The 23,697-nt window shown below is 46.9% G+C and carries 19 protein-coding genes, 1 pseudogene and 1 riboswitch; of the genes and pseudogenes, 14 read left to right on the top strand and 6 right to left on the bottom strand.

Going from position 1 to position 23,697, the window contains the following annotated elements; translation table 11 throughout:
- The first annotated feature begins 8 nt into the window (after window positions 1-8).
- Window positions 9-2,159, top strand: a complete 2,151-nt coding sequence (locus tag N5E87_RS07310; protein WP_088213103.1) for a M3 family metallopeptidase — start codon at window positions 9-11, stop codon at window positions 2,157-2,159.
- Window positions 2,160-2,273: 114 nt separating this feature from the next.
- On the opposite strand, the gene N5E87_RS07305 is transcribed toward N5E87_RS07310, so the two are convergent.
- The 3 genes from N5E87_RS07305 to N5E87_RS07295 form a co-directional block, all read right to left on the bottom strand.
- Entirely contained in the window at window positions 2,274-3,842 is a 1,569-nt protein-coding gene (locus N5E87_RS07305; RefSeq protein WP_248967228.1) for a Na+/H+ antiporter NhaC family protein, read from the bottom strand.
- Between the two features lie 79 nt (window positions 3,843-3,921).
- A riboswitch (Lysine riboswitch) is annotated at window positions 3,922-4,118 on the bottom strand.
- Window positions 4,119-4,213: 95 nt separating this feature from the next.
- Window positions 4,214-5,140 carry an FAD-binding protein gene (locus N5E87_RS07300; protein ID WP_086904463.1) on the bottom strand — a complete coding sequence of 309 codons (927 nt, stop codon included), beginning with the start codon at window positions 5,138-5,140 and terminating at the stop codon, window positions 4,214-4,216.
- Window positions 5,141-5,890 (bottom strand): electron transfer flavoprotein subunit beta/FixA family protein, encoded by a 750-nt coding sequence (locus N5E87_RS07295; protein ID WP_279775244.1) that lies wholly within the window; start codon window positions 5,888-5,890, stop codon window positions 5,141-5,143. It lies immediately after the preceding gene.
- 310 nt (window positions 5,891-6,200) lie between these two features.
- Here N5E87_RS07295 and N5E87_RS07290 point away from each other — a divergent pair, with 310 nt between their 5' ends.
- The 12 genes from N5E87_RS07290 to N5E87_RS07235 all read left to right on the top strand — a co-directional run bounded on the left by N5E87_RS07290 (window position 6,201) and on the right by N5E87_RS07235 (window position 20,900).
- Entirely contained in the window at window positions 6,201-6,593 is a 393-nt protein-coding gene (locus N5E87_RS07290; protein ID WP_011625737.1) for an H-NS family nucleoid-associated regulatory protein, read from the top strand.
- Between the two features lie 199 nt (window positions 6,594-6,792).
- Window positions 6,793-9,867, top strand: a complete 3,075-nt coding sequence (locus tag N5E87_RS07285; protein WP_279775243.1) for an amidohydrolase family protein — start codon at window positions 6,793-6,795, stop codon at window positions 9,865-9,867.
- The gene (locus N5E87_RS07280) at window positions 9,867-11,156 is read left to right on the top strand and encodes an amidohydrolase (protein ID WP_279775242.1); all 1,290 of its coding nucleotides are present in this window, start codon (window positions 9,867-9,869) and stop codon (window positions 11,154-11,156) included. The genes N5E87_RS07285 and N5E87_RS07280 overlap by 1 nt, the downstream gene beginning before the upstream one ends.
- A 77-nt stretch (window positions 11,157-11,233) precedes the next feature.
- Window positions 11,234-11,614 carry an Rcs stress response system protein RcsF gene (gene rcsF / locus N5E87_RS07275; RefSeq protein WP_011622132.1) on the top strand — a complete coding sequence of 127 codons (381 nt, stop codon included), beginning with the start codon at window positions 11,234-11,236 and terminating at the stop codon, window positions 11,612-11,614.
- A gap of 94 nt (window positions 11,615-11,708) precedes the next feature.
- The gene (tsaA, locus tag N5E87_RS07270; protein WP_279775241.1) at window positions 11,709-12,443 is read left to right on the top strand and encodes a tRNA (N6-threonylcarbamoyladenosine(37)-N6)-methyltransferase TrmO; all 735 of its coding nucleotides are present in this window, start codon (window positions 11,709-11,711) and stop codon (window positions 12,441-12,443) included.
- Entirely contained in the window at window positions 12,444-13,073 is a 630-nt protein-coding gene (locus N5E87_RS07265; protein ID WP_086904468.1) for an acyltransferase, read from the top strand.
- A gap of 170 nt (window positions 13,074-13,243) precedes the next feature.
- Window positions 13,244-14,956 carry a proline--tRNA ligase gene (locus N5E87_RS07260; RefSeq protein ID WP_279775240.1) on the top strand — a complete coding sequence of 571 codons (1,713 nt, stop codon included), beginning with the start codon at window positions 13,244-13,246 and terminating at the stop codon, window positions 14,954-14,956.
- A 263-nt stretch (window positions 14,957-15,219) separates the two neighbouring features.
- On the top strand, window positions 15,220-16,344 hold the full coding sequence (locus N5E87_RS07255) for a patatin-like phospholipase family protein (protein WP_279775238.1): 1,125 nt from the start codon (window positions 15,220-15,222) through the stop codon (window positions 16,342-16,344).
- A gap of 271 nt (window positions 16,345-16,615) precedes the next feature.
- Window positions 16,616-16,864, top strand: coding sequence for a hypothetical protein (locus N5E87_RS07250; RefSeq protein ID WP_011716464.1), 249 nt, complete (start codon window positions 16,616-16,618; stop codon window positions 16,862-16,864).
- A gap of 151 nt (window positions 16,865-17,015) precedes the next feature.
- Window positions 17,016-17,726, top strand: coding sequence for a YjbF family lipoprotein (locus tag N5E87_RS07245; protein ID WP_279775237.1), 711 nt, complete (start codon window positions 17,016-17,018; stop codon window positions 17,724-17,726).
- A 10-nt stretch (window positions 17,727-17,736) separates the two neighbouring features.
- Window positions 17,737-18,522 (top strand): capsule biosynthesis GfcC family protein, encoded by a 786-nt coding sequence (locus N5E87_RS07240; protein ID WP_279775235.1) that lies wholly within the window; start codon window positions 17,737-17,739, stop codon window positions 18,520-18,522.
- Window positions 18,522-20,900 carry a YjbH domain-containing protein gene (locus tag N5E87_RS07235; RefSeq protein ID WP_279775234.1) on the top strand — a complete coding sequence of 793 codons (2,379 nt, stop codon included), beginning with the start codon at window positions 18,522-18,524 and terminating at the stop codon, window positions 20,898-20,900. The genes N5E87_RS07240 and N5E87_RS07235 overlap by 1 nt, the downstream gene beginning before the upstream one ends.
- Before the next feature lie 19 nt (window positions 20,901-20,919).
- On the opposite strand, the gene rfbC is transcribed toward N5E87_RS07235, so the two are convergent.
- The 3 genes and pseudogenes from rfbC to N5E87_RS07215 all read right to left on the bottom strand — a co-directional run.
- A complete protein-coding gene (rfbC, locus tag N5E87_RS07230; RefSeq protein WP_188872207.1) occupies window positions 20,920-21,462 on the bottom strand; it encodes a dTDP-4-dehydrorhamnose 3,5-epimerase in 543 nt (180 codons plus the stop codon).
- Window positions 21,449-22,339, bottom strand: a complete 891-nt coding sequence (rfbA, locus tag N5E87_RS07225; protein WP_037428277.1) for a glucose-1-phosphate thymidylyltransferase RfbA — start codon at window positions 22,337-22,339, stop codon at window positions 21,449-21,451. Before rfbA ends, rfbC begins: the two co-directional genes overlap by 14 nt.
- Window positions 22,340-22,490: 151 nt before the next feature.
- Window positions 22,491-22,927 (bottom strand): annotated as a pseudogene (locus tag N5E87_RS07215) (HAMP domain-containing sensor histidine kinase); the annotation flags it as partial.
- 278 nt (window positions 22,928-23,205) lie between these two features.
- On the opposite strand from N5E87_RS07215, the gene N5E87_RS07210 reads away from it, so the two are divergent.
- Entirely contained in the window at window positions 23,206-23,652 is a 447-nt protein-coding gene (locus N5E87_RS07210; protein ID WP_279775845.1) for a copper resistance protein NlpE, read from the top strand.
- The last annotated feature ends 45 nt before the right edge of the window (window positions 23,653-23,697 follow it).

Here is a 23,697-nt window from a genome sequence, read left to right as displayed (position 1 = left end):
ACTCAACTATGCGTAAAAGTTTTATTGCCATCGCCATTGGCGCCACTTTGATGACAGGCGCACTCGCAGGCTGCAGCACTCAAGATACTAAAGCGACGAATGTGACCGCAGTTCAAACCCAAAATCCTCTGTTCCAAGCCAGCACGCTGCAATACCAAGCGCCTGATTTTAGTGTCATTAAAGACGAGCATTTTCAGCCCGCATTAGAGCAAGGCATTAAAGAGCATTATCAAGAGATTTTGGCCATTGCCAACAATCCTGCCGCCCCAACCTTCGACAACACGATTGTCGCCATGGAAAAAAGCGGTGCCCTGCTGACCCGTGCATCGAGCGTGTTTTACAACCTCGCGGGTTCAAACAGCAATCCTGCCCTGCGTAAAATCCAAGGTGAGATGGCCCCGAAAATGGCAGCGCACTCAGATAACATCAACCTCAATCCAGCACTATTCGCCCGTATTGAAACTATTTATAACGACCGCAATAACTTAGGCTTAACGTCTGAAGCGGTACGTTTGGTTGAGGTGTATCACCAACGCTTTATCATGGCCGGTGCTAAACTGACCGATGAGCAGAAAGTGAAGATCCGTGCCCTGAACGAAGAACAATCGACGCTGACCAACGAGTTCTCACAACGTTTACTGCGCTTAACCAAAGAAATCGCCATCGTTGTCGATAACAAAGAGCAACTGGCGGGCCTGACTGACAGCGAAATCACCTCGGCAGCAAACGATGCCAAGGCCGCAGGCCACGAAGGTAAGTACTTAATCAACATCACCAACACCACTCGCCAGCCTGTTCTCGCCTCTTTAGAGAACCGTGAACTGCGCCAACGCATTTGGGAAGCCTCGGCAAACCGTGGCTTAACGGGTGAAAACGAAACCGCATCTTTAGTGTCTCGCCTTGCGCAATTACGTGCCGAGCGTGCCGCTCTATTAGGTTATGAAAACTGGGCCAGCTACCGCCTCGCGCCACAAATGGCAAAAACGCCTGAAGCGGTATACAGCATGTTTGGTTCAATGGTGCCTGCCGTCGTCGCTAATACCGAAAAAGAAGCTGCCGATATCCAAGCGATGATCGACAAGACTGGCGGCAAGTTTGAACTCGCGCCATGGGACTGGGAATTCTACGCTGAGAAGGTTCGCCAAGAGAAATACGCCCTCGATGCCAATAGCATTCGCCCTTATTTCGAATTTAACCGCGTACTCGAAGACGGTGTGTTCTACACCCTCAAAGAACTCTATGGCGTCACCTTAAAGCCGCGCCCAGATTTACCCGTGTACCACCCGGATGTGAAAGCCTACGAAATGTTTGATGCCGATGGTTCAAGCATGGCGATTTTCTACGCCGACTACTTTGCCCGTGAAGGCAAACGCGGCGGCGCATGGATGAGCTCGTTCGCGGGTCAATCCTTCCTCGAAGGCACTAAGCCTGTCGTGGTCAACGTGATGAACATTAAAAAGGCGCCAGAGGGACAACCGACCTTCGTCAGCTACAACGAAGTGACCACTATGTTCCACGAAATGGGCCATGGTACCCACGGTATGTTCTCTAAGGTGACTTACCCAAGCTTGGCGGGTACTTCTGTCTCCCGTGACTTTGTGGAATTCCCATCAACCTTCGAAGAAGACTGGGCAGCCCACCCTAAAGTGTTAGCCAACTACGCCAAACACTACGAAACAGGTAAGCCAATTCCCGATGATTTGCTGCAAAAACTGCTCAAATCCGGCAGCTTTAACCAAGGCTTCGATACCTTAGAGTATATGGCTGCGGCGCTCGTCGACATGGAATGGCACTCATTAAGCCCAGATGCCCCACTGCAAGATGTGGCGACATTTGAAGCCAATGCGCTGAAAAAACACGGCTTAAATATCACCGCCGTGCCACCACGTTATAAGTCAACTTACTTTGCCCACGCCTTCCCAGGTGGTTACTCAGCAAGTTACTACGCTTACATGTGGAGTGAGATTTTAGCGGCAGATGCCTACGCTTACGTGCAAACTCAAGGTGGCTTAAACCGTGAAATCGGCATGAAATACCGCAAGACCATTCGCGAAGTGGGCAACAGCATTGCACCAATGGAAGCTTACAAAAACTTCCGTGGTCAAGAGCCTACCACCGAAGGGTTATTGAACCGCCGTGGACTCAACACCGCCCTGTAATTTGGGATGTGTGATAGATAAAAAATCAGCCAGCATAATGCTGGCTGATTTGTTTTGAGAGCTTGGGAAATTAACAATGAAGACTCGCGAAAAAAGCGCTCGCTTACGTCAAGCTTATTTCGCGTTGCTTTGGGATTTGAGTCGTAACCACACAATGCTTAAGACAAACAGCACGCCACAGGTCAGCAGTCCCGCATTCACAGATTCTGTAAAACCAAGCACCACATAACCTACCATGCTGATCAGCGCCACAATCACAGCGTAAGGCAACTGAGTCACAACGTGGTCGATATGGTGACAGCTCGCGCCAGTTGACGACAAAATCGTGGTATCTGAAATCGGTGAGCAGTGATCACCAAATACCGCGCCCGCCAAAACCGATGCCAGCATAGGTAACATCATGGCTGTATGGCTGCCCATCGCCATATCGGCGGCAATCGGTAGCATAATACCGAACGTGCCCCAACTGGTGCCGGTAGAAAACGCCGTTAGACCCGCTAACACAAACATCAACGCAGGTAAGAAGGCAAAGGGAATATTGCCTGTGGCGAGGCTTGCCATAAACTTACCGGTTTCAAGCTGGCCAATCACGCCGGCAATGGTCCAAGCAAATAACAGGATGTAAATCGCAGGCAGCATAGAACGAGCGCCCTGCACCACGCCTTTGACGACCATCGACTTTTCAACGCCTTGCACTAGGTTAAGTACCAGCGCAACTGCTAAACCAATCAGGGCACCAAAGAACAGTGATGAACTCACATCGGTTTTTTCAAAAGCTGAAATAATATTAAATTCAATACCTTCTTTCGCTAATACCTGGGCACCACTGTCGATCATAAAATACAGGGTCGCAAATACCAGCACGGTAATAGGTAAGAATAAACCGAGGATCTTACCCGTTTCGGCTTCGGGTAAATCGGCATTCGCCCCAGGTGGTAATCCTTTATTCTCATCATATAAATTACCGCGCTGCGCATTTAATTCATGCTCACGCATAGGGCCAATATCTAAGCCCATAAATGCAACACAAAGTAATAATAATAAAGAGAAAATAGCGTAGAAATTCATAGGGATCATTTGAATAAACACACTCAAATGACCAGAATCAGCAAAACCGTGGGCGGTTAATATGCCGCCGATCAGCGCAATAATATAAGCACCCCAACTGGATACTGGCGAAATAACACAAACCGGTGCCGCCGTTGAATCTAATAAATAGGCTAACTTAGCGCGGGAAATATAATAACGGTCGGTAACGGGTCTGGCGACAGAACCCACGACTAAGCTATTGAAATAATCGTCAATAAAGACAACACAGCCTAAAAACATGGTCAGTAATTTGGCATCGCGTTTATTGCGAATATGCAGGCGCGCCCAATCGGCAAATGCCCTAGCACTACCACTGACGGTAATTAATGCCGTGATCATCCCTAAGACAATTAAAAAGCCGAGAATGTATAAATTCCAAGAATTTACGCCATCTTCTGACCAAAAAAGTCCTTTTACACTGTTAAATAAAAACTCACCGCTGGCCACAGGTGAAAATTGATTGAGTAATAACACCCCAATCACAATACCTAAACCGAGGGAAAGGAGAACGCGGCGAGTGAAAATCGCCAACACAATTGCGACCACAGGCGGCAGCAGAGAAAGTGCCGAATCGGCGTAACTTACTACAGTCATTGATTATTTCTTCGTCAAAATACGAATGGAGGGCGACTGAACTGGTGGGAAAAGGCAATAGATACCCAAGATCACCTGTCCTATCAGTAGCGCTCCATAGTAACTATTCCCAATATCCGTATCAGAAAATACTATGGCAGTGTTGTACCTATTCGGCACAACCCCAGCAGTTGATCGTGATAAATCAAACCACTTCGGCACCAAATCCTTTCGTGAACGATCAACGGAATCACCCTACTGATCACTACTGATATTTGGTGCGCCTCTACTTCTAAGAACGCCCATGCACGGGCGTGAGGCACATAAAAACATAAGCGGCTAAGCAGTTACCACCGCAAAGCCGCTTACTTTGACTTAGATCACGGATAAAATCAACCCAGAGTTGAAATCAACTCTGGAACGGCGTCGAACAGGTCGGCTTCGAGACCATAATCGGCCACTTGGAAGATTGGCGCTTCAGGATCTTTGTTGATTGCCACAATCACCTTAGCGTCTTTCATCCCAGCTAAATGCTGAATCGCCCCCGAAATCCCCACGGCGATGTAGAGGTTTGGTGCCACAATCTTACCGGTTTGACCCACTTGCAGGTCGTTAGGCACAAAACCTGCGTCAACCGCGGCGCGAGAAGCCCCAACCGCGGCACCGAGTTTGTCCGCCAATTGCTCTAACATACCGAAGTTTTCACCGCTGCCCATACCACGGCCACCAGAAACGATAATGCCCGCATTACCTAACTCTGGACGCGCAGAAACGGTCAATGATTGAGACACAAACTGAGTCTTGGCTTCAAACACTTTATCTAAGGTGGTAACTGCAGCACTGTTGCCCTGCGCCGCCGCATCGAAGGCACTGGCACGGACTGTCATCACTTTAATCGCGTCATGGCTTTGTACTGTCGCTAAAGCGTTACCTGCATAAATCGGGCGAACAAAGGTGTCGCTGCTCACTACGCCAATCACTTCAGAAATTTGCGCAACGTCTAACAAGGCGGCCACACGCGGTAGCGTATCTTTGCCAGCGCTCGATGCTGCAGCGAGGATATGGCTGTAGTTTGGTGCTAAGTCCACCAGCAATTTAGCTACGTTTTCGGCTAAATGCGCTTCATAGGCACTGTTATCGGCGACCAATACTTGAGCGACGCCTTGTAGGGCTTGCGCAGCTTGCGCCACTGCGCCACATTGGTGGCCCACCACCAATACATGCACATCATCACCAATTGCACGCGCTGCGGTGACAACCTTTGCGGTATCCAGTTTCAGTGCCGCATTATCGTGTTCTGCTAATACTAAAATGGCCATTTAGATCACCTTCGCTTCATTCTTTAACTTTTCAACCAGCTCAGCTACCGACGCAACCATGATGCCTGCTTTACGTTCTGCAGGCGGCGTCACCTTTACCACAGTTTGATGGGCTTTAAGCGTCACACCTAAATCCGCAACAGTGTGCACATCTAATGGCTTACGTTTAGCTTTCATGATGTTAGGTAATGAAGCGTAACGAGGTTCGTTCAAACGTAAATCGGCTGTCACCACAGCTGGCAATGGCAGACTTAAGGTTTGCATCCCGCCATCAATCTCGCGATCCACTTGCACTGAATGGCCTTCTACTTTGATTTCAGAAGCAAAAGTAGCTTGTGGCATATCCGTTAATGCCGCAAACATTTGGCCAGTTTGGTTATTATCGCCATCGATAGATTGCTTACCAAACAGCACTAATTGCGCTTGTTCTTTTTCTTGTACGGCTTTGAGTAATTTGGCAATCGATACAGGGGTTAACTCTTCTTCAGTATCAATGTGAATCGCACGGTCAGCACCTAATGCTAACGCGGTACGTAATTGTTCTTGAACGGCTTTATTGCCGATACTAACGACCACTACTTCAGTAGCACTGCCCGCTTCTTTTAAACGAACCGCTTCTTCTACTGCAATTTCACAAAAAGGGTTCAACGCCATTTTGAGGTTTGCGGTATCAACGCTGGTGTTGTCAGCTTTTACCCTGACCTTCACATTGGCATCAACTACGCGCTTAACAGGCACCAATACTTTCATAGGGTTTCCTTCCTACACTTTCATGTACATGGACAAAACATTGGTCATCACCAATGCAGGATAGAGCCACTTTACGTCCTGTTAACGTTAACGTCAACTAAACTCAAACGCCTGTTTGCATTTTTTAAGACTGTGGTATTGGCCACATTTTTGAACACTTATCTGCCATATTTAAAAAGTTCAAAATTTAAATAATATTTAATTTCTGTTTATTGCATAATTTTATTTGATTCGAGCTATATTACTTTCTATCATTTAGCTGTTGTTCACCATTATCCTGTAATAAAAATAGAGTGGGACGAAAATAGATATGAGCGAATTTTTAGAGATATTAACTCACGGTCGTCGTTTTAAAGCTGCGGTAAAAGATCTCAGCGTTGAAGAACTGCGTGATTTAGCGGCTAAGCTAGATAAAATTTTAGTTGAGCGTGAGTCAATGGCAGCAGAAGAGCAGCAAGCTATTGCTGCACGTAATGCTAAAATCGAAGAAATCCGCCAACAAATGGAAGCAGTTGGTTTATCAATCGACGACTTAGGTGGCGTAGCAGTTAAAGCTGTGGGTAAAAAACGCGCTCCACGTCCAGCAAAATATCAAATTGAAGTTAACGGCGAAGTGATCCAGTGGACTGGTCAAGGTCGTATGCCAACGGTATTTAAGAACGAAGTCAATAAAGGCCGTTCTATGGATGATTTCTTAATCTAATCCCATACCATGCTGGTAATAGCCGTTTGCTATTACCATTGAGTAACATAAAAAAGCTCGCGCCCTGCGAGCTTTTTTATGCCTGAATGCCACTACCATTGCATTCAAGCAAATGCTTAAATTGCGTTACAATTCAGCTTTAGTATTTACATCTGCTTTAGGTTACTCTTTATTCACCCTCAGTCTAAGTGAATAAAAAATGCAGATAAACAATAAGATAATAATAAGCTGCGGCATTATAAGTAGTTTGGTATCCCACAACATTTTTGCCAAGGCCAACCCCATCTCCCCCGTCAATAAGTTAACGGCCTTCACTAATGCTGAATTAATCATGGCGCCAGGGAAGCGACTCACAAATGCCACCTTATTAGTAGAAAATAATCGGATAAAAGCCATTATTGAAAAAGGGGATATTCCAGAGGCAGCATTAAAGGTTGATCTCAGTGGCTATACTATCTATCCCGGTTTTATAGATCCCTTTACCGATTATGGTATCGAGTTTGAATATCCCAAATTGGGGCTGACTCGTCCGGTATATGATATTAAACGTATCGGTGGTAATGCCGAAAATGGTGCAATTCACGCTGAAAAAGAATGGTTTAATTACGTTTACCCAAATAAAGAACGCGCACGTGATTGGATCAATAACGGCTTTACCAGCGTGCAAAGCAGTAAACTCGACGGTATTTTCCGCGGTACAGGTGTTAGCCTTTCATTAGCCGATAAAACCGCCAACGAGGTGATTTATCGTGCACGCAGCCAACCTTTTATGGCCTTCGATAAAGGCACGTCTGAACAAGACTACCCCAATTCTCTGATGGGCAGCATCGCGCTTATTCGACAAACCTTTGCCGATGCTAACTGGTATAACCAAAATAAGCACAAATCGGTTAATAGTTCAGCAAATGCTCAAATTGAATTTAATATCGCCTTCGAACGCTTAGATAACTTAGCCGAGAAACAAATCGTCTTTGAAACAAAAAACCTCAACGATTTGCTGCGCGCCGCGAACCTGCTCAAAGAACACCAGCAGCCCGCCAACTTACTCGCAAGTGGTCAAGAATATGCGCGCATCAATGAGTTAAAGACCCTGAATTATCCTCTAATCCTGCCGCTCAACTATCCGCAGGCACCGGATGTGGGTACCGATGATGCCGACCGTGAAGTCTCCCTTGCAGAACTCAGACAATGGGAGCGCGCGCCCACAAACCCAGCAGCAGTGGCTAATGCGGGCATCCCTTTTGCCTTTACCCAATTTGGCATTAAGACCGAGGCATTTTGGCCTCGCCTACGTCAAGCCATCGCCCAGGGACTGAGTGAGGACAAGGCCCTCGCCGCGCTGACGACTCAAGCCGCCGAAATGGCGGGGACGGCCGAGTTCGTCGGTAAACTTGCTCCCGGCTATATGGCCGACTTTGTGATTACTAAGGGCAATATCTTTAAAGATGGCCAGATTTACAGTGTCTGGCTGCAAGGCGAAGAGCAGTCCATTCGCTCACTCCCACAGGCCAAACTCTTGGGCGATTATCAGCTCACGCTGAATAATCTCACCTTAGATCTAAGCCTTGAAGAAACGGGCAAAGCGGGCAAAACCGCCTTCCAAGGTCAGCTGACTAGTGGTGAGAAGAGCATTACACTCACCAATCTTCAGCTTGAAGACGACGGCAGCGTAAGCTTTAACGCCGATTTAAGCGATGCGGGCATTCATGGCATCAGCCGTTTTACCCTCTGGCTCGCTAAAGATGGTATTCAAGGCCGCATGGTGGACGCCCAAAGTCGCAGCATTAAAGTAGCGGGTATTGCTATCGCGTCGAGTCTAAATACAAAGCCTGCCGATACCCCAAAAACCGATGCTGCAACGACTTTAGTGAGTCAACTCACCTACCCTAACGTCGCCTATGGTTTAAGTGAGGCGCCCAAAGCCGAAAAACTCCATATTAAAAATGCCACCCTGTGGACCTCGGATAAACAGGGGATTTTGGAACATGCGGATCTGTTAATGGCCAATGGCCGAATTGAAAAAATCGGTCAGCAACTCAGCACACCTTCGGGTTATCAAGTTCTCGATGCCACGGGTAAGCACTTAACTGCCGGTATCGTCGATGAACATTCCCATATTGCTATCAATGGTGGCACTAATGAAGGTACTGATGCAGTCACCTCTGAGGTGCGGATTGGCGATGTGATCAATCCCGAAGATATCTCCATCTACCGTGCACTCGCGGGCGGCGTCACCAGCGCACAATTACTCCATGGCAGCGCTAACCCAATTAGTGGCCAATCCCAGTTAATCAAGATGAAATGGGGTGAGAGTGCTGAGCAGCTTAAATTTGCCAATGCCCCTGCCAGTATCAAATTCGCCCTTGGCGAAAACGTCAAACAGAGTAACTGGGGCGAGAAATTTATTCAGCGCTTCCCGCAGACTCGCATGGGCGTAAAAGCTTTATTTGAAGAAACCTTCGATGCCGCAATCGCCTATGAGAAAGCGCAGAAGGACTACGATAACTTACGCAGCAGTGAGAAGAAGAAAACCATTGCGCCGCGCCCAAGCTATCGCCTACAGGCAGTAGCCGAAGTGTTAAAGCAGCAGCGCGATGTGCATATCCACTCCTACGTGCAGTCAGAAATCTTAATGTTCCTGCGATTAGCCGAAGCCTATCACTTTAAGGTGCAAACCTTTACCCACGTACTGGAGGGTTACAAGGTTGCCAGTGAACTAGCCGCCCATGGCGCAGGCGCCTCGACCTTTGCCGATTGGTGGGCCTATAAGTTCGAAGTCTATGATGCAATTCCACAAAACGCCTGCCTGATGCAAAAACAGGGCGTGCTTACCAGCATCAACTCTGACGACTACGAAATGCAGCGCAGACTTAACCAAGAAGCGGCGAAGTCAATGATGTATTGCGATATGTCTAAAGAAGACGCCTGGAATATGGTGACCATCAACCCGGCAAAACAGCTCAGAGTCGATGAGTATGTTGGTTCACTCACCCCAGGCAAAATGGCTGATATCGTGCTTTGGAACGCCGAACCTCTGTCGATTTACGCCAAGGTGACCCAGGCTTGGGTCGAAGGCAAACGCTACTTCGATCGCGACCAAGACCAGCTTGCCCAGCAGCAGGTCGTCGCAGAGCGCGCCGCCCTTATCCAAAAAATTCTCAGTAGTGATGATAACGCCAAGGCGGGTGAGAAAGTCACTCCGCTTAAGGAACCACAATGGCACTGCGATACCCATTATCAGGCTTGGGGCCAACATCATCAGGGAGCAAAATAATGAAGCACTTACCCACTAGCTTGCTGCTGTCGACACTGGCTTTCACGCTGTCAACCCAGGCACATAATCTGATCCCTGCGGGCAAACAAACCCAGAGCGTGCTGATTAAAAACGCCACAGTGCATACCGTCAGCCAAGGGACATTAACCAATACCGATGTGTTGATTGAGCAAGGTAAAATCAGCGCCATCGGGCCACAGCTAAGCGTCAACGGTGCTGATGGCCAAGCGCAGCTCATCGATGCCACGGGCAAACACTTATATCCCGGTCTTATCGCGCTCGATACCAGTCTCGGTTTAGTAGAAATCGAGATGGTACGTCCAACCGTCGATAATGCAGAAGTCGGAGATTTTAATCCGCAAATTAGCGCGGCAACGGCTTACAACCCTGATTCAGAGCTGTTGCCAACCATTCGCTATAATGGCATCACCCACGCACAAATCGTCCCCAGTGGCGACGGACTCGCGGGCCAATCTGTGGTCGTGGATCTCGATGCTTGGACGATTGAGGACGCCCTACAACCTAGCGAAGGCCAATTTCATGTTTACTGGCCGCAAATCAAGCGTATGCCAGAGGATGAAAAGGAAAAAGCTAAGGCCATTGAGAAAAATCAGCAGGCCATAGATAAACTGACCACAGCCTTTGAGGATGGCTATCGCTACTTTTTAAGCCATAAGGCAAAGGATTCGGCCAAGACAACCAATTTACGTTGGCAGGCCATGTTGCCCCTGTACCAAGGTAAGGCCACGTTATTTGCCCATGCGGACAGCGTCAGCCAAATTGAGCAAGTCATTGCCCTGACTAAAAAATATCAATTTAAATTGGTGATTGTCGGAGGCTATGATGCGTGGCGACTCGCTTCAAGCTTAAGGGAAGTGAACGCCAGTGTGATTTACCCGCACACCCTGAGTCTGCCCAAACGTAAAGATGAACCCGTGGATTTGCCCTTTAAAATCCCTTCGTTGCTGGCAAGTGCAGGCATTCCCTATGCCCTTGGTTTTTCATCGGATTGGAACAGTCGTAACCTCCCCTATGCCGCGGGCTACAGTGCCGCTTACGGCGTCACGCCCGAGCAAGCATTAAAATCGGTGACTTTAGATGCAGCAAAACTGCTGGGGATCACCGATTTAGGAGCCATCGCCGTCGGTTATCAGGGCAGTGTTGTGCTGAGTGACGGGGATATCCTCGACCCCATGAGCAACAAAATTGATGCGATCTGGATTGAAGGCCGGCAAATAGATCTGAATAATCGCCACCAGCAGCTTTATCAAAAGTATCTTAAGCGCTAGAATTTGCTCATATAAATCGCTCGATACCGCGCAGTCCGTTGGACTGCGCTTATTTACCCTTAATCTCAGGTCAAACCATGAAAATCATCCTCTCAAGTGCATTAGTGCTACTGCTTAGCGCCTGTGCCAGCGATTATAGTTTTAACAGCAATTTGGACGGCGAGGCGATTAATGACTACTTCAAGGCAGGAGATGTCACGCTGTTTGAGGGCGATAGTTTGCCTAAAGGCCATTACGAATTAAAAGGTTTGGTACAGGGTGAATCTTGCCAAGCCGATGTGAATGCGGTGCCCGCTTCCTTAAGTGAAGCCCGAACCGAAGCCCGCCGTGCCGCAGCCGATAAAGGCGCCAATGGCATCATCATCAAACAATGCGTGATGATGGAAGAAGCAGCCCAAGGCTGCGTCAGCCGCGCCCTCTGCGTTGGCCAAGCCATCAAAATGGCCTCTGCCGACTAGTTCAAAGCGTGTATAATGCACGCCAATATTGATGTACTTAACAACCTAGACCATCTGCGTTTGGGTTGTTGCCCTTGCTTTAGGTATTTTTTGCATGACATTTACCAACCAGATTACCGCTGTCGCCACTTGCCGTACTCCCTATAAACAAAAATTTGGCATTCCAAGGCAGCCCGGTTTGGTGGAGGCGCGCGGTTATGTTGAGCTGGAGCCCCATGTCAATCATCTCGATGCCGTGCGCGGTATCGAGCAATATTCCCACCTTTGGTTGTTGTTTTGTTTCCATGAGAATCTCGCCCAAGGGTGGAAAACGACCGTTCGCCCGCCCCGTTTAGGCGGCAATGAAAAACTCGGCGTATTCGCGACTCGCTCGACCTTTCGTCCAAATGGCATAGGCCAATCCGTGGTCAAACTCCACGGGGTGGTGCAACGTAAAGGCAAGGTGTGCCTAGAGATTTCGGGCATGGATCTTGTCGATGGCACGCCAATCATCGATATTAAGCCCTATATTCCGTTCTCGGATTCGATTGAAGGTGCTGTCGGCGGTATCGCGCAACAAGCGCCAAAACTTATCAGCGTGGTGTTTTCAGAGCTCGCCGCAACCCAGATTGATGCCTACAGTAAACAGGACGCCTATACCGATTTAGCCATACTCATCCACGGCGTGCTGGGGCAAGACCCTCGCCCCGCCTATAAAAAAGCCAAAGATGACCCTAAGTTATATCAAGTGGCTTTGTATGATTTAGACATCTTTTGGCGGATGGCGGTCGATGAGGATGAGCGGGAATACATTCAGGTATTAGAACTCAAACCGGGGAAATGTGGCTAAATGCAGACGCCAATCACAACGGCCTTGCCTGATTATCAAAGCCAACATAAAAAGCGTCTATCTTGGATGCCCTGGCTGTATTTTTCCCTCAAAGAAAAACACTTAGTCTGGGCTAAACCTTGGCAGGATGAAGTGCAAGCCAACCTTTGCGCCCTCGAAACCGTAACCATTGGCGAAAACTGTTTTATTGCGCCCGAGGCACAATTATTTGCCGAGCCCAATCGCGATATCACAATCGGTAATCGCTGCATGATTGCCGCTGAATGCTTTTTGCACGGCCCTATCACGCTCGGTGATGAAGTTGCCATCAATCACGGCTGCTCCTTCGATGGCGGCCGAGTGGGTATTCAAATTGGCTCCCAAACCCGCATTGCTAACCATGTCACTATTTATGCGTTTAATCATGGTATGGCACCCGATACGCCCATTTATCAACAAGCCTCAAACTCTAAAGGCATAGTGATAGGTAAAGATGTGTGGATTGGCGCACAGGCAGGGATAGTCGATGGTGTCACCATTGGCGACCATGCCGTGATTGGCATGGGCTGTATTGTCACTAAAGATGTTCCCGCATGGGCTATCGTCGCGGGCAATCCCGCTCGAGTGATTGGCGATAGACGGGATAAATAATCCACTTAGCTTTATCTGTATGCATCGCCCGCTGTTGCGGCGCGGCACACTTTGTAAAATGAAAACGGCCATTTGTCTGCAGCTGATTGAATTTAACCTCAATCCATAGGTGACATCATCGAAGCAGGTGATAAAATGGCGCCCATTCAACTCAAATTTGGACATCGGTAATGCGCGTTAGCAAATACCTACTTTCTACTCAAAAAGAAACACCTGCGAATGCAGAAGTCATCAGCCATCAATTAATGCTACGTGCGGGTATGATCCGCCGTAACGCTTCAGGTCTATACAGCTATCTGCCCACGGGCCTGCGTGTATTGCGTAAAGTCGAAGCCATTGTTCGTGAAGAAATGAACAAAGCGGGCGCGATTGAAATTCTTATGCCTATGGTGCAACCGGCTGATTTATGGGTAGAAACGGGTCGCTGGGACAAATTTGGTCCTGAGCTGCTGCGTTTTAAAGACCGCCATAACCGTGACTTCGTGCTGGGGCCAACCCACGAAGAAGTGATCACCGACTTAATCCGTAAAGAAGTCAGCTCTTACAAGCAATTACCGCTGAATCTTTACCAAATCCAGACCAAATTCCGTGACGAAGTGCGCCCACGCTTTGGCGTAATGCGCTCGCGCGAGTTCCTGATGAAAGATGCGTATTCTTTCCATCTGGACGTGGATACCATGAATGAAACCTATGAGGCCATGTATCAAGCCTATAGCAACATTCTGTCACGCATGGGCTTGGCCTTCCGCCCAGTTTTAGCGGACACAGGTTCTATCGGTGGCAGCATGTCACACGAGTTCCACGTATTGGCACAAAGCGGTGAAGACTTAATCGCCTACTCTACTGGCAGCGACTATGCCGCTAACATCGAGAAAGCCGAATCGCCAATGCCAACCGAAGCGCGTGGCGCGGCGACTGAAGAGTTACGTTTAGTCGATACCCCAAATGCGAAAACCATTGCCGAGTTAGTTGAGCAATTCGGTTTAGATATCACTAAGACAGTGAAAACCTTGATTGTGAAAGGTGCGACGGAAGAAGCGCCACTGGTAGCGCTGATTGTACGCGGCGACCACGAGCTGAACGAAATCAAGGCAGACAAGTTAGATTTAGTGGCATCACCATTAGAATTTGCCCCAGAAGCCCTGATCCGTGATGCCATTGGCGCAGGTCCTGGCTCATTAGGCCCTGTCGGCCTGAATATGCCAATCATCATCGATCATAGCGTTAGCATGATGAGCGACTTCGCCGCTGGCGCTAACCAAGATGACAAACACTACTTTGGCATCAACTGGGAGCGCGATCTGCCTCTGGCACAAGCAGCCGATATCCGTAACGTGGTTGAAGGCGAGCCAACACCTGATGGTTTAGGTACTTACGCTATGGCGCGTGGTATCGAAGTGGGTCATATCTTCCAACTCGGTACTAACTATTCTAAATCGATGAATGCGACTGTTCTCGATGAGAACGGTAAATCACAAGTGCTGCTGATGGGTTGTTACGGTGTTGGCGTGAGCCGTATCGTGGCAGCTGCCATTGAGCAAAACTTTGATGACCGTGGCATTGTATGGCCAGAAGCGATTGCACCATTCAGTGTGGGCATTCTGCCAATGAATATGCACAAGTCGCACCGCGTGACCGATATCGCCGAGCAGTTATACAAAGACTTAAGTGCTGCGGGTATCGATGTCCTGTTGGATGACCGTAAAGAGCGTCCAGGCGTGATGTTCGCTGATATGGAACTGATTGGTATTCCACATACAGTGGTGATTGGCGATCGCAATATCGACGCCGGCGTTTTTGAATACAAAAACCGCCGCACCGGTGAGAAGCAAGACGTTCCATTCGACCAAATCGTCGATTTCTTAAAGAATCTGCAAGCTTAAGCACTGTCTTCAAGCACTGAATGCACATTCAGCCAGTGTGAATTAATGGTTAGCCATTGGCCGCTCAATACAGAAACGCACTTAGGTTAAACTTAAGTGCGTTTTTTATTTCACGTCATTCGATGGCAAACTGAGTCACAAACGCTCCCTACTCTCCTCATCAGAAACTAAAGATATGTCATTAAGATAACTGCTCAGACTTGCTTTTTTAGATAAGGCATTGCTTTAATAAAATCATAATAACAAGTCGTTGAGTCATAAGATTGCCAACATCAACAGCATTAGTTCTCGGAGGCGGTGGCGCTCGGGCCGCCTATCAAGTGGGAGTGTTAAAAGCACTGGTCCAATTGTATCCCCGCAACCATGGCGTGCCCTTTAAAATCATTTGTGGCACCTCTGCGGGCGCCATTAATGGCACCTCCATCGCCACCCACGCCTCCTGCTTTCACTTAGGCGTCAAAAAACTAGAGTGGGTTTGGCGCCATTTTGAAACGAGAAAGGTATATCGCGCCTCCATCCCAGGCGTGTTAAGTCATTTAGCCAAGATGGCGCTCAAGGGCCTGCAAGATGATAAGGTGAATACCGACGCGGGTAGCCTACTCGATAACGAGCCTTTACGGCATTTACTGAATGAACTTATCGATTTTAAGAGAATCGATCGCAATATCCGCAACGGTGCATTGACGGCGCTCAGTGTCGATACCTCGTGCTATAACAACTCGCGCTCGGTGACGTTTTTTCAAGCGGCCAGGGATATTGAAAACTGGACTCGCGCTAGGCGCAGCGGTGAGAGACGGATGTTAAATACCGAACATCTTTTGGCAAGCTCGGCGATCCCTATGGTGTTTCCGTCGATTAAACTCAATCAAGCTTATTATGGTGATGGCTCAGTCCACCAACTCGCGCCGCTCTCAAGCCCAATTCATTTAGGCGCCAATAAGCTATTAGTAATCAACCTAGACAGTCCCCATAAGCATTTTCCTATGGAGCTAGAATATCACCCGAAGACAGCGACCATTGCTGGTCATCTGCTGGATACTATCTTTTCCGATACCTTAAATAGCGATCTTGAGCGCCTAGAGCGGATTAATCACACGCTGTCGCTTATTCCCGAAGAGAGCCGTACTCAACTGTCATTACATCCCATACAGACCCTAGTGATAAAACCCAGTGAAGACTTAAGTAAAATCGCCGCCCGTTTCTATGATGATATGCCTTGGGCGATTAAAACCTTACTGGGCTTTATCGGTATCGACAGGCAGTCAGACTCAAGTATTGTGTCCTATCTTTTGTTTGAAAAGTCCTACACCAGCGCCTTGATCGAATTAGGCTATAAAGACGGTATGACTCAAATGGATGAAATAAAAGCATTTTTTAATCTGACATGAGGATGGCTTAAGACTTGTTACAAACGGCCAAATAAATCGATTTGAAGCACCACCTTCTGCGTGGTATAAAATAGGAGTAGCCTAAGAGTTATCCCGTGAATGTGGCAAACCCATTCTAAATTAAGGATTATTTGAAGGCGAATCGGCAGCAAATCAGTCTAAAGTTTGAATAGCGAAACAGATTTAACATTGATCATTTAAGTTGAATCGCCTATCATGCTGTACTAGATTAGCTAAAAATTAGGTTAATTTTTTCTAAAAGGGAATCACGATGAAAAAAACTTCATTAGCACTTATTGCTGCTATTTCAATGTTAGGTTCAGTTGCTGCTAATGCTAACCCAACGACTGGTGGAACGACTACTGGTGGTACTACGAGTGGCGGCGCTACTGGTACTATTGTTGCGGGTAGTATCGCAGCAGGGGCAGTTGTAACAGGAGCGTTAGTTGCTGCAAATGGTTCAGATGGCAACCCTGTCACAACATCTAACAGCAACTCTACATCAGTGTCATCTAACTAATCATTAGTTAGTGCATATCGCTAATAACCGCCTTCTGGCGGTTGTTTTTTTTAGGGTATTTAAATTTCCTAATCAAAATAGTGAAAACTTGAAATCATCTCGCCATATATTTACATTGGTTATCTATCATTATTGAGAATAAGCAACTCGGATGCGTGTATATAAAAAACTCCTCCCCTTTTTTGCCATTTCGGCAATAATTGCAGGGCTCTCGGGCTGTAGCCAACGAATTAATGCTCTGAACGAAACCGCCAAACTCGCCTTTTTAGGAAGTGAGGATGTTGTTCTCCCCCCTGAGCAAATATCTGCAAATCCCTATGCCAGCATCTATGTAAAAATTGAAGATACACCTCAGGCATTTGTGGTGCTAGCTTTTGCTGAACCTAAAACCAATCTATCGCCAGTAAAAAAGGCACCTGAAGCACTAGAGCTCAAATGGTTATCAGCAGATAAAGGTATGTTAGTTACAGTTAACGGCCGCTTAGTCAAAACCCACAATCTACTCACAGGTAATTTAAGTGCAGTCGAAAGTGATGAGCCTGACCCTTTACTACTAGGTTTGCATTTAAGCAATACACCCAGAACCTGGACTCGCACGCTAGATTGGCAACCTGGTTATCATTATGGCTACCGAGCAACATCAGAATTTAAATTGATTGGTGACGAAAATATTCTAATCAATGGCGCTCCCACACAAGCTTTGCATTTTAGTGAAAACGTCTCTGTGGATGCACTCAATATCCAATATCAAAATGAGTTTTGGCTAGATCCACAAACAGGCAACGTTATTAAAAGCCATCAGAAAATTGCGCCCAATCTGCCGTTTATTGATATCACCTTACTGAAGCCTTTTGCTGCTTAGTGGAGCCATAATGAGATCTTACATCACCCCGTTGGCACTGCTAGTAGGTTCACTGTTTTTACCCGCTGTAGAAGCCAATACCCAACTTGCTGTCAGTACCACTGCGTCTAACACGCCGCAGCTACACATTACCTATCCCTCAGCCATTCGAGTTGGACAAGCCGTTCAGGATGGGTTAACCCAGCTTCCTCTTTATAATCAGCCAACAAAAAATGAGGCTGTGGCAATTTATTGGCTAGGTGCGGCACTTTTAGATATAAAAAATACTGCAGCATTAGAGGCCACTCGTCAGCAAGTATTGCAACAATTGGCTACGATGGGTGAGCAAATCGATAATGGTAACTACATTGCAAAACTGAGCAAGCTTGCTCAGTTTTTACGCACCATCAAACTTGGCCAGCGAGTTAATCAGCCGTTAGATCTCGACTTAGTCCGGATTACCGACGCTTATAATCCGGTTATCGATGGTGATTTTTTACTGGTGCTACCACCTCGACCAACTACGGTCACTGTCGTTGGAGCGGTCGCGCAAACCGGTGAACAACCATGGCAATCGCGGGCCAGCAGTAAAGATTACCTAAAGCATGCGGGTTTACTCAATAACGCCGAAAATAGCTTTGTATGGATTATTCAACCCGATGGTAACGCTATTCGCCAACCTATCGCCTATTGGAATCATCAAGCTCAGGATATCGCTCCTGGTGCAGTACTCTTTGTTGAGTTTTCAGCTCTCTTTGACGGCTATAGCACATTAAACAACAACATTATTGAATTACTCAAAAATCGGGCTCTGTAATGAAAAAGTCGACACCCACTTTGCATACGTTCGGGCGTTTATCTGCGCTGTCATTAGCACTGCTACCTTTATTACATGTTAGCGCCGATGAATTTTCTTATCCGACACTATTGCCTTCACAATCAGATTTTGGTGGCGTTGGTTTAATGCAAATGCCTACAGGCCGTATGGCACCTGAAGGTGAATTTAACTTTAAAACCACTTATAACGATGATTATCAGCACTTTAGTGCTTCAGTAGCGCTATTTCCGTGGTTTGAAACCACCATTCGCTACACCCTAGTACAAGACCTACTTTACAGTAACGACCCAAGCTTTAGCGGTAATACTAAATACACAGATAAAGGGATCGATTTTAAGATTCGTCTACTCGAAGAAAGTAATTGGTTGCCCGAAACCTCTATTGGGGTGCGAGACTTTGGCGGCACTGGCTTATTTGATGGTGAGTTTATCGCCGCAACGAAACGAGTCGGCCCATTGGATTTTACCCTCGGCATAGGCTGGGGCTATATTGGCAATAGCGGTAATCTCACCTCTGATAAAAAAGATCTTAATTACAACTGCGACAGAGATACCTCCTATGGTGGTAAAGGTGGAACCGTAGATTACCAACGTTGGTTTAAAGGCTGCGCAGCGCTCTTTGGCGGCGTTGAATATCAAACTCCATGGGAGCCTCTTCGCTTAAAAGTGGAGTACGACGGTAACGACTATCAATCAGATTTTCCCGTCGTACGAGGCAACATTCCAATGCCTCAGGACAGTAAATTTAACTATGGACTACTCTATCGGTTTGGCGATTGGGGCGATCTGCATTTAAGTTATGAGCGCGGTAATACTTGGACGCTTGGCTTTAGTCTACAGACTAATTTTAATACCTTATCGCAGATTAAAACCGATCCTGCTGCGACTAAATATAAGCCGCTTCCGGCTGCGCCATTAACCCTTACACAAACAGAATCCTCCGCACCGATAAACACACCAACAGTCAAACAAGCGAGTGTTGGCGCAGATACTTCCGCAACGCATAAATCAAAAGAGCAAAATACCGAAGTAGCAAATCTAGAGCCTGTAAACGCTTCCAGTCAGACGGTTGCGAATACCCAAGTAGATTGGAATAAGGTCGCTCAAGACTTACAAACCATCGCAGGGTACGCAAACGCCAAAATTTATCTGGATAAAGACAGCATTACTGTCGTCGGTGAACAAACCAAATTCCGCGATAGAAATGAAGCACATCAACGAGCGGCCACCATTCTTGCCAACAATACAGATGTAACTCGTATTAAAGAGTACCGATTAATAGAAACTCGTTATAGCCAACCGATAACGGAAACCCGTATTGATGCACAGAAGTTTGCCCAAGTCGCAAGTTATGGCTACCTCAATGCCAAAGTCACCGATGCAACTGTAGTGAGTATCCCAAGCTTACCTCATGGACAACTAGTCAATAATACTGATAAAGATTGGTTAGATAAGCTTAGTTTTGATGTTTCCCCCACCATGTCCCAATCCTTTGGCGGTTCCGAAGGATTTTACATGTTTAGTATTGGCATGACGGGTAGTGCAAATTACCGCTTTACCGATAATTTTGAGTTTTCTAGCTCCCTTTATCTCAACCTTTACGATAACTTTGATAAATTTTTATACGATGTACCACCCGATGGCACTGACTTAAAACGTGTTCGCACCCTGGTTCGTCAATATATTCATGATAATCCTGTACGAGTGAATAACCTGCAACTAACCTGGATGGATAATTTAACCGATAACATTTCTTTCCAAGCCTACGGCGGCTATTTAGAAATGATGTATGGTGGTGTGGGCACAGAGGTTCTCTATCGACCACTTAACAGCCAATGGGCTTTTGGGGTTGATGTGAATTATGTTAAGCAGCGCGATCCAGACAGCATGCTAGGCTTCTTTGAAGATGAGCATCAATTTGACTCACTCACTAACCCCCCCTATCGAGTGCAAACGGGTACGGTAACAGGACACGCATCAATCTATTATCAACCTGACTGGTTCCCCAATACTTTACTGAGAATCAGTGCCGGCCAGTATTTGGCCGAGGATAAAGGAGTAACCATAGATTTCTCGAAACAATTCGATAGTGGTGTGATTGTGGGTGCCTTTGCAACTAAAACCAACCTGTCGGCAGAAGAATATGGTGAAGGTAGCTTTACTAAAGGCTTCTACGTGTCAGTACCATTTGATTTAATGACGATTAAATCAACCCATAGTCGGGCGACAATCAGTTGGATGCCTCTTACTCGCGATGGTGGCCAAACATTAGGGCGCAAGTACAGCCTTTATGACGTAATGGATGCAAGAGATCCTTGGTTCACTCGCTCCAGCACTGAAAATAAGCCTGTAAAATAACCTAAACCGCCGTTAGCGTTTAGACGCTAACGGCGGCATTGGCATCTCTTGCGGAAAGAATGGGTCTGTTGTTTAACAGTGGCCACTCAATCGTAAACTCGGCACTATTCCAAGCAAGTACATATTCATCATCCGGCGCATAATAATCGCTGCAACGATACAGCACATCAGCATACTCACTTAACACATAAAACCCGTGGGCAAATCCTGGGGGGATCCACATTTGCAAATGATTATCCGCAGAAAGAATCCTGCCAACCCATTTGCCATAGGTCGCGGATTGTGGACGAATATCGACGGCAACATCAAAAATACTGCCAGCACACACTCGGACTAATTTGCCCTGCGGATATTGTTGCTGGTAATGCAATCCACGCAATACATGCTGCTGCGAGCGACTATAGTTATCTTGCACTAACGCTGGCGCTTCAAATCCGCGACTCCGCAAGCACTCAGTAAAATACGCTTGCCGAAAGGTTTCCATAAAAAAGCCACGCTCATCGCCAAATACCTTAGGTTCAAAGACTAGTACTTCAGCCAGCTCGGTTTCAACGCACTTCATTAAACACCTGTTTATTTAATAAGCCTAAAAGATACTCACCGTAGCCACTTTTAAGTAAAGGTTGAGCTAAGGCAGCTAGCTGCGAGGCATTAATCCAGCCACAATGGAATGCCACTTCCTCAGGGCAATTCACTTTCAAGCCCTGTCGTTTCTCAATAGCGGCAATAAATTGGGTCGCTTCAGCCATCGCATCGGGCGTGCCTGTATCCAGCCAAGCGGTCCCCCGCCCCATGATTTCAACCTGCAACTCCCCAAGCAGCAGATACTGATTGATCACATCCACAATTTCTAGCTCACCTCGCGCAGAGGGAGCAACCGTTTTAGCCAGTTGACTGGCTCTATGATCAAAGAAATATAAACCGGGAATGGCATAGGAAGACCGGGCTGCGCTCGGTTTCTCTTCGATGGAAATGGCTTTACCATTAGCATCAAACTCAACGACGCCATAAGCATTAGGATTCGCCACATGATAGCCAAATACGGTGGCGCCAACGGCTAACTGGGTCGCCTTTTGTAAGTTGGTGTTAAGTTGCTGACCATAAAATAAGTTATCGCCAAGAATTAACGCACAGGAGTGGCCAGCAAGAAAGGGTTCAGCGATGATAAGGGCCTCAGCTAATCCCCTTGGTGAAGGTTGTACAGCATATTCAAGCTGGATCCCCCAACGCTGACCATTACCCAGTAATGCCTTAAAAAGTGGCAAATCATTGGGAGTACAAATAATCAAAATGTCTCTAATGCCCGTCTGCATCAGAGTCACCAATGGGTAATAGATCATTGGCTTATCGTAGATAGGCAATAATTGCTTACACACAACCTGCGTCATCGGATAAAGGCGAGAGCCTGTACCACCCGCCAATAGAATGCCTTTTCTCATTGATATATCGAGGATTAGTGAATTGAATCAAGGCGCAGATTGTAGCATATAACTGCAAGCTAAGCGCAGCGCGGCCAATGGTTTACGAGAAGAGGCAGAACGTCGCTATGCGACTTCTAGGCTTATAGGTTCTAAGATTCTAGATTCCGCCTTATTTCTCAGGAAGTTGTATCTCGACTTTTACGCCTTGGTTAGGCGAAGAGGTCAGCGTAATGCTGCCATGGAGCTTTTGGGTAACCAAATTGTAGATAATTGACATTCCTAAGCCTGTGCCGCCATCTTTGCGAGCGGTGGTAAAAAAGGCTCAAAGGCTTTCATCTTGACCTCATCAGTCATGCCGACACCATTATCTTGATAACTCATGCAAACGTTCGAGCCTTGCTGTTCAACTCGGATAGTAAATTGTTTATCACCAGCAAAATTGTCAGGAAACCCATGCCGAAAGCTATTGGCAACTAGATTGGTAAAAATTTGCGCTATTGCCCCAGGATAAGACTCGATAAAAATTTGGTCATCAAGGTCAACGGTTAAGGTAATATTCTTCTTACGCATTAATGGCCTTAATGAGCTAAAAATCTGGAAAAGATAAGTATAGATTCTATCTGCAAACTCACTAGGTAGATTACTCTACAGAATAGCATTTCAGCGCATCTCGTTCCCCCAGCTCAACTGCGATAGCGCCATATTCTCGGATTTAACACTATAGCAATGAAGCCGTAAGCGCCGCTGAAATTAAGCTCCCAAATGCCATATCGAGCATAGCCTTAATGCCTTTAATATGACCCCTTAGCATAGTAAATAAGTTTGGTGCCATTGTAGATGGCGGTTATCATCCCTAATCAATAAATCAGAGGCTTGAGATGAATATGCAACGTCCACTCTTTACTATCGCCTTAGTCGCAATCATGGCAACTGCTTGCAGCGATCCGCAACATGCAACAGATCAAAACTCCACAGCCAATACAGAAACTCAAAAGACCATCCCCGTTGGCGATACCAGCCAAAATGCACTCGATTGGCCAGGCATGTATGAAGGTGTTTTACCCTGTGCGAGTTGCGAAGGTATTCAAACCACGCTAACGCTACTGGCAGATAACAGCTTTGAATTAAAAAGTATTTATTTGGGCAAAGATGAGAGCATCTTCAAGGTGGCAGGAAAATTTGACTGGGATGGCAAGGACTCAAAAATTACTTTATCCGATGGCAGTAAATACCTCGTCGGTGAAAACCAGCTATTTATGCTAGATAACGAAGGCAACCGGATCAGCGGCGAACTGGCTGAGCACTATATATTGAAAAAGAAAGGGATGTAAAAAAGAGCATTGCAGCGTGACAGTGAGAAGTTGAGTGATCCACCC

This window comes from Shewanella sp. GD03713 (assembly GCF_029843705.1).
In the GTDB taxonomy this organism is placed as follows: domain Bacteria; phylum Pseudomonadota; class Gammaproteobacteria; order Enterobacterales; family Shewanellaceae; genus Shewanella.
Note: the sequence above shows the minus strand (reverse complement) of the source record. Positions and strands in the feature narration are given on the sequence as shown.

Excerpts from the sequence above, each read along its gene's own strand:
- N5E87_RS07310 (WP_088213103.1), top strand. The coding sequence starts at position 9 with ATGCGTAAAAGTTTTATTGCCATCGCCATTGGCGCCACTTTGATGACA.
- N5E87_RS07305 (WP_248967228.1), bottom strand. The coding sequence starts at position 3,842 with ATGACTGTAGTAAGTTACGCCGATTCGGCACTTTCTCTGCTGCCGCCT.
- N5E87_RS07300 (WP_086904463.1), bottom strand. The coding sequence starts at position 5,140 with ATGGCCATTTTAGTATTAGCAGAACACGATAATGCGGCACTGAAACTG.
- N5E87_RS07295 (WP_279775244.1), bottom strand. The coding sequence starts at position 5,890 with ATGAAAGTATTGGTGCCTGTTAAGCGCGTAGTTGATGCCAATGTGAAG.
- N5E87_RS07290 (WP_011625737.1), top strand. The coding sequence starts at position 6,201 with ATGAGCGAATTTTTAGAGATATTAACTCACGGTCGTCGTTTTAAAGCT.
- N5E87_RS07285 (WP_279775243.1), top strand. The coding sequence starts at position 6,793 with ATGCAGATAAACAATAAGATAATAATAAGCTGCGGCATTATAAGTAGT.
- N5E87_RS07280 (WP_279775242.1), top strand. The coding sequence starts at position 9,867 with ATGAAGCACTTACCCACTAGCTTGCTGCTGTCGACACTGGCTTTCACG.
- rcsF (WP_011622132.1), top strand. The coding sequence starts at position 11,234 with ATGAAAATCATCCTCTCAAGTGCATTAGTGCTACTGCTTAGCGCCTGT.
- tsaA (WP_279775241.1), top strand. The coding sequence starts at position 11,709 with ATGACATTTACCAACCAGATTACCGCTGTCGCCACTTGCCGTACTCCC.
- N5E87_RS07265 (WP_086904468.1), top strand. The coding sequence starts at position 12,444 with ATGCAGACGCCAATCACAACGGCCTTGCCTGATTATCAAAGCCAACAT.
- N5E87_RS07260 (WP_279775240.1), top strand. The coding sequence starts at position 13,244 with ATGCGCGTTAGCAAATACCTACTTTCTACTCAAAAAGAAACACCTGCG.
- N5E87_RS07250 (WP_011716464.1), top strand. The coding sequence starts at position 16,616 with ATGAAAAAAACTTCATTAGCACTTATTGCTGCTATTTCAATGTTAGGT.
- N5E87_RS07245 (WP_279775237.1), top strand. The coding sequence starts at position 17,016 with ATGCGTGTATATAAAAAACTCCTCCCCTTTTTTGCCATTTCGGCAATA.
- N5E87_RS07240 (WP_279775235.1), top strand. The coding sequence starts at position 17,737 with ATGAGATCTTACATCACCCCGTTGGCACTGCTAGTAGGTTCACTGTTT.
- N5E87_RS07235 (WP_279775234.1), top strand. The coding sequence starts at position 18,522 with ATGAAAAAGTCGACACCCACTTTGCATACGTTCGGGCGTTTATCTGCG.
- rfbC (WP_188872207.1), bottom strand. The coding sequence starts at position 21,462 with ATGAAGTGCGTTGAAACCGAGCTGGCTGAAGTACTAGTCTTTGAACCT.
- rfbA (WP_037428277.1), bottom strand. The coding sequence starts at position 22,339 with ATGAGAAAAGGCATTCTATTGGCGGGTGGTACAGGCTCTCGCCTTTAT.
- N5E87_RS07210 (WP_279775845.1), top strand. The coding sequence starts at position 23,206 with ATGCAACGTCCACTCTTTACTATCGCCTTAGTCGCAATCATGGCAACT.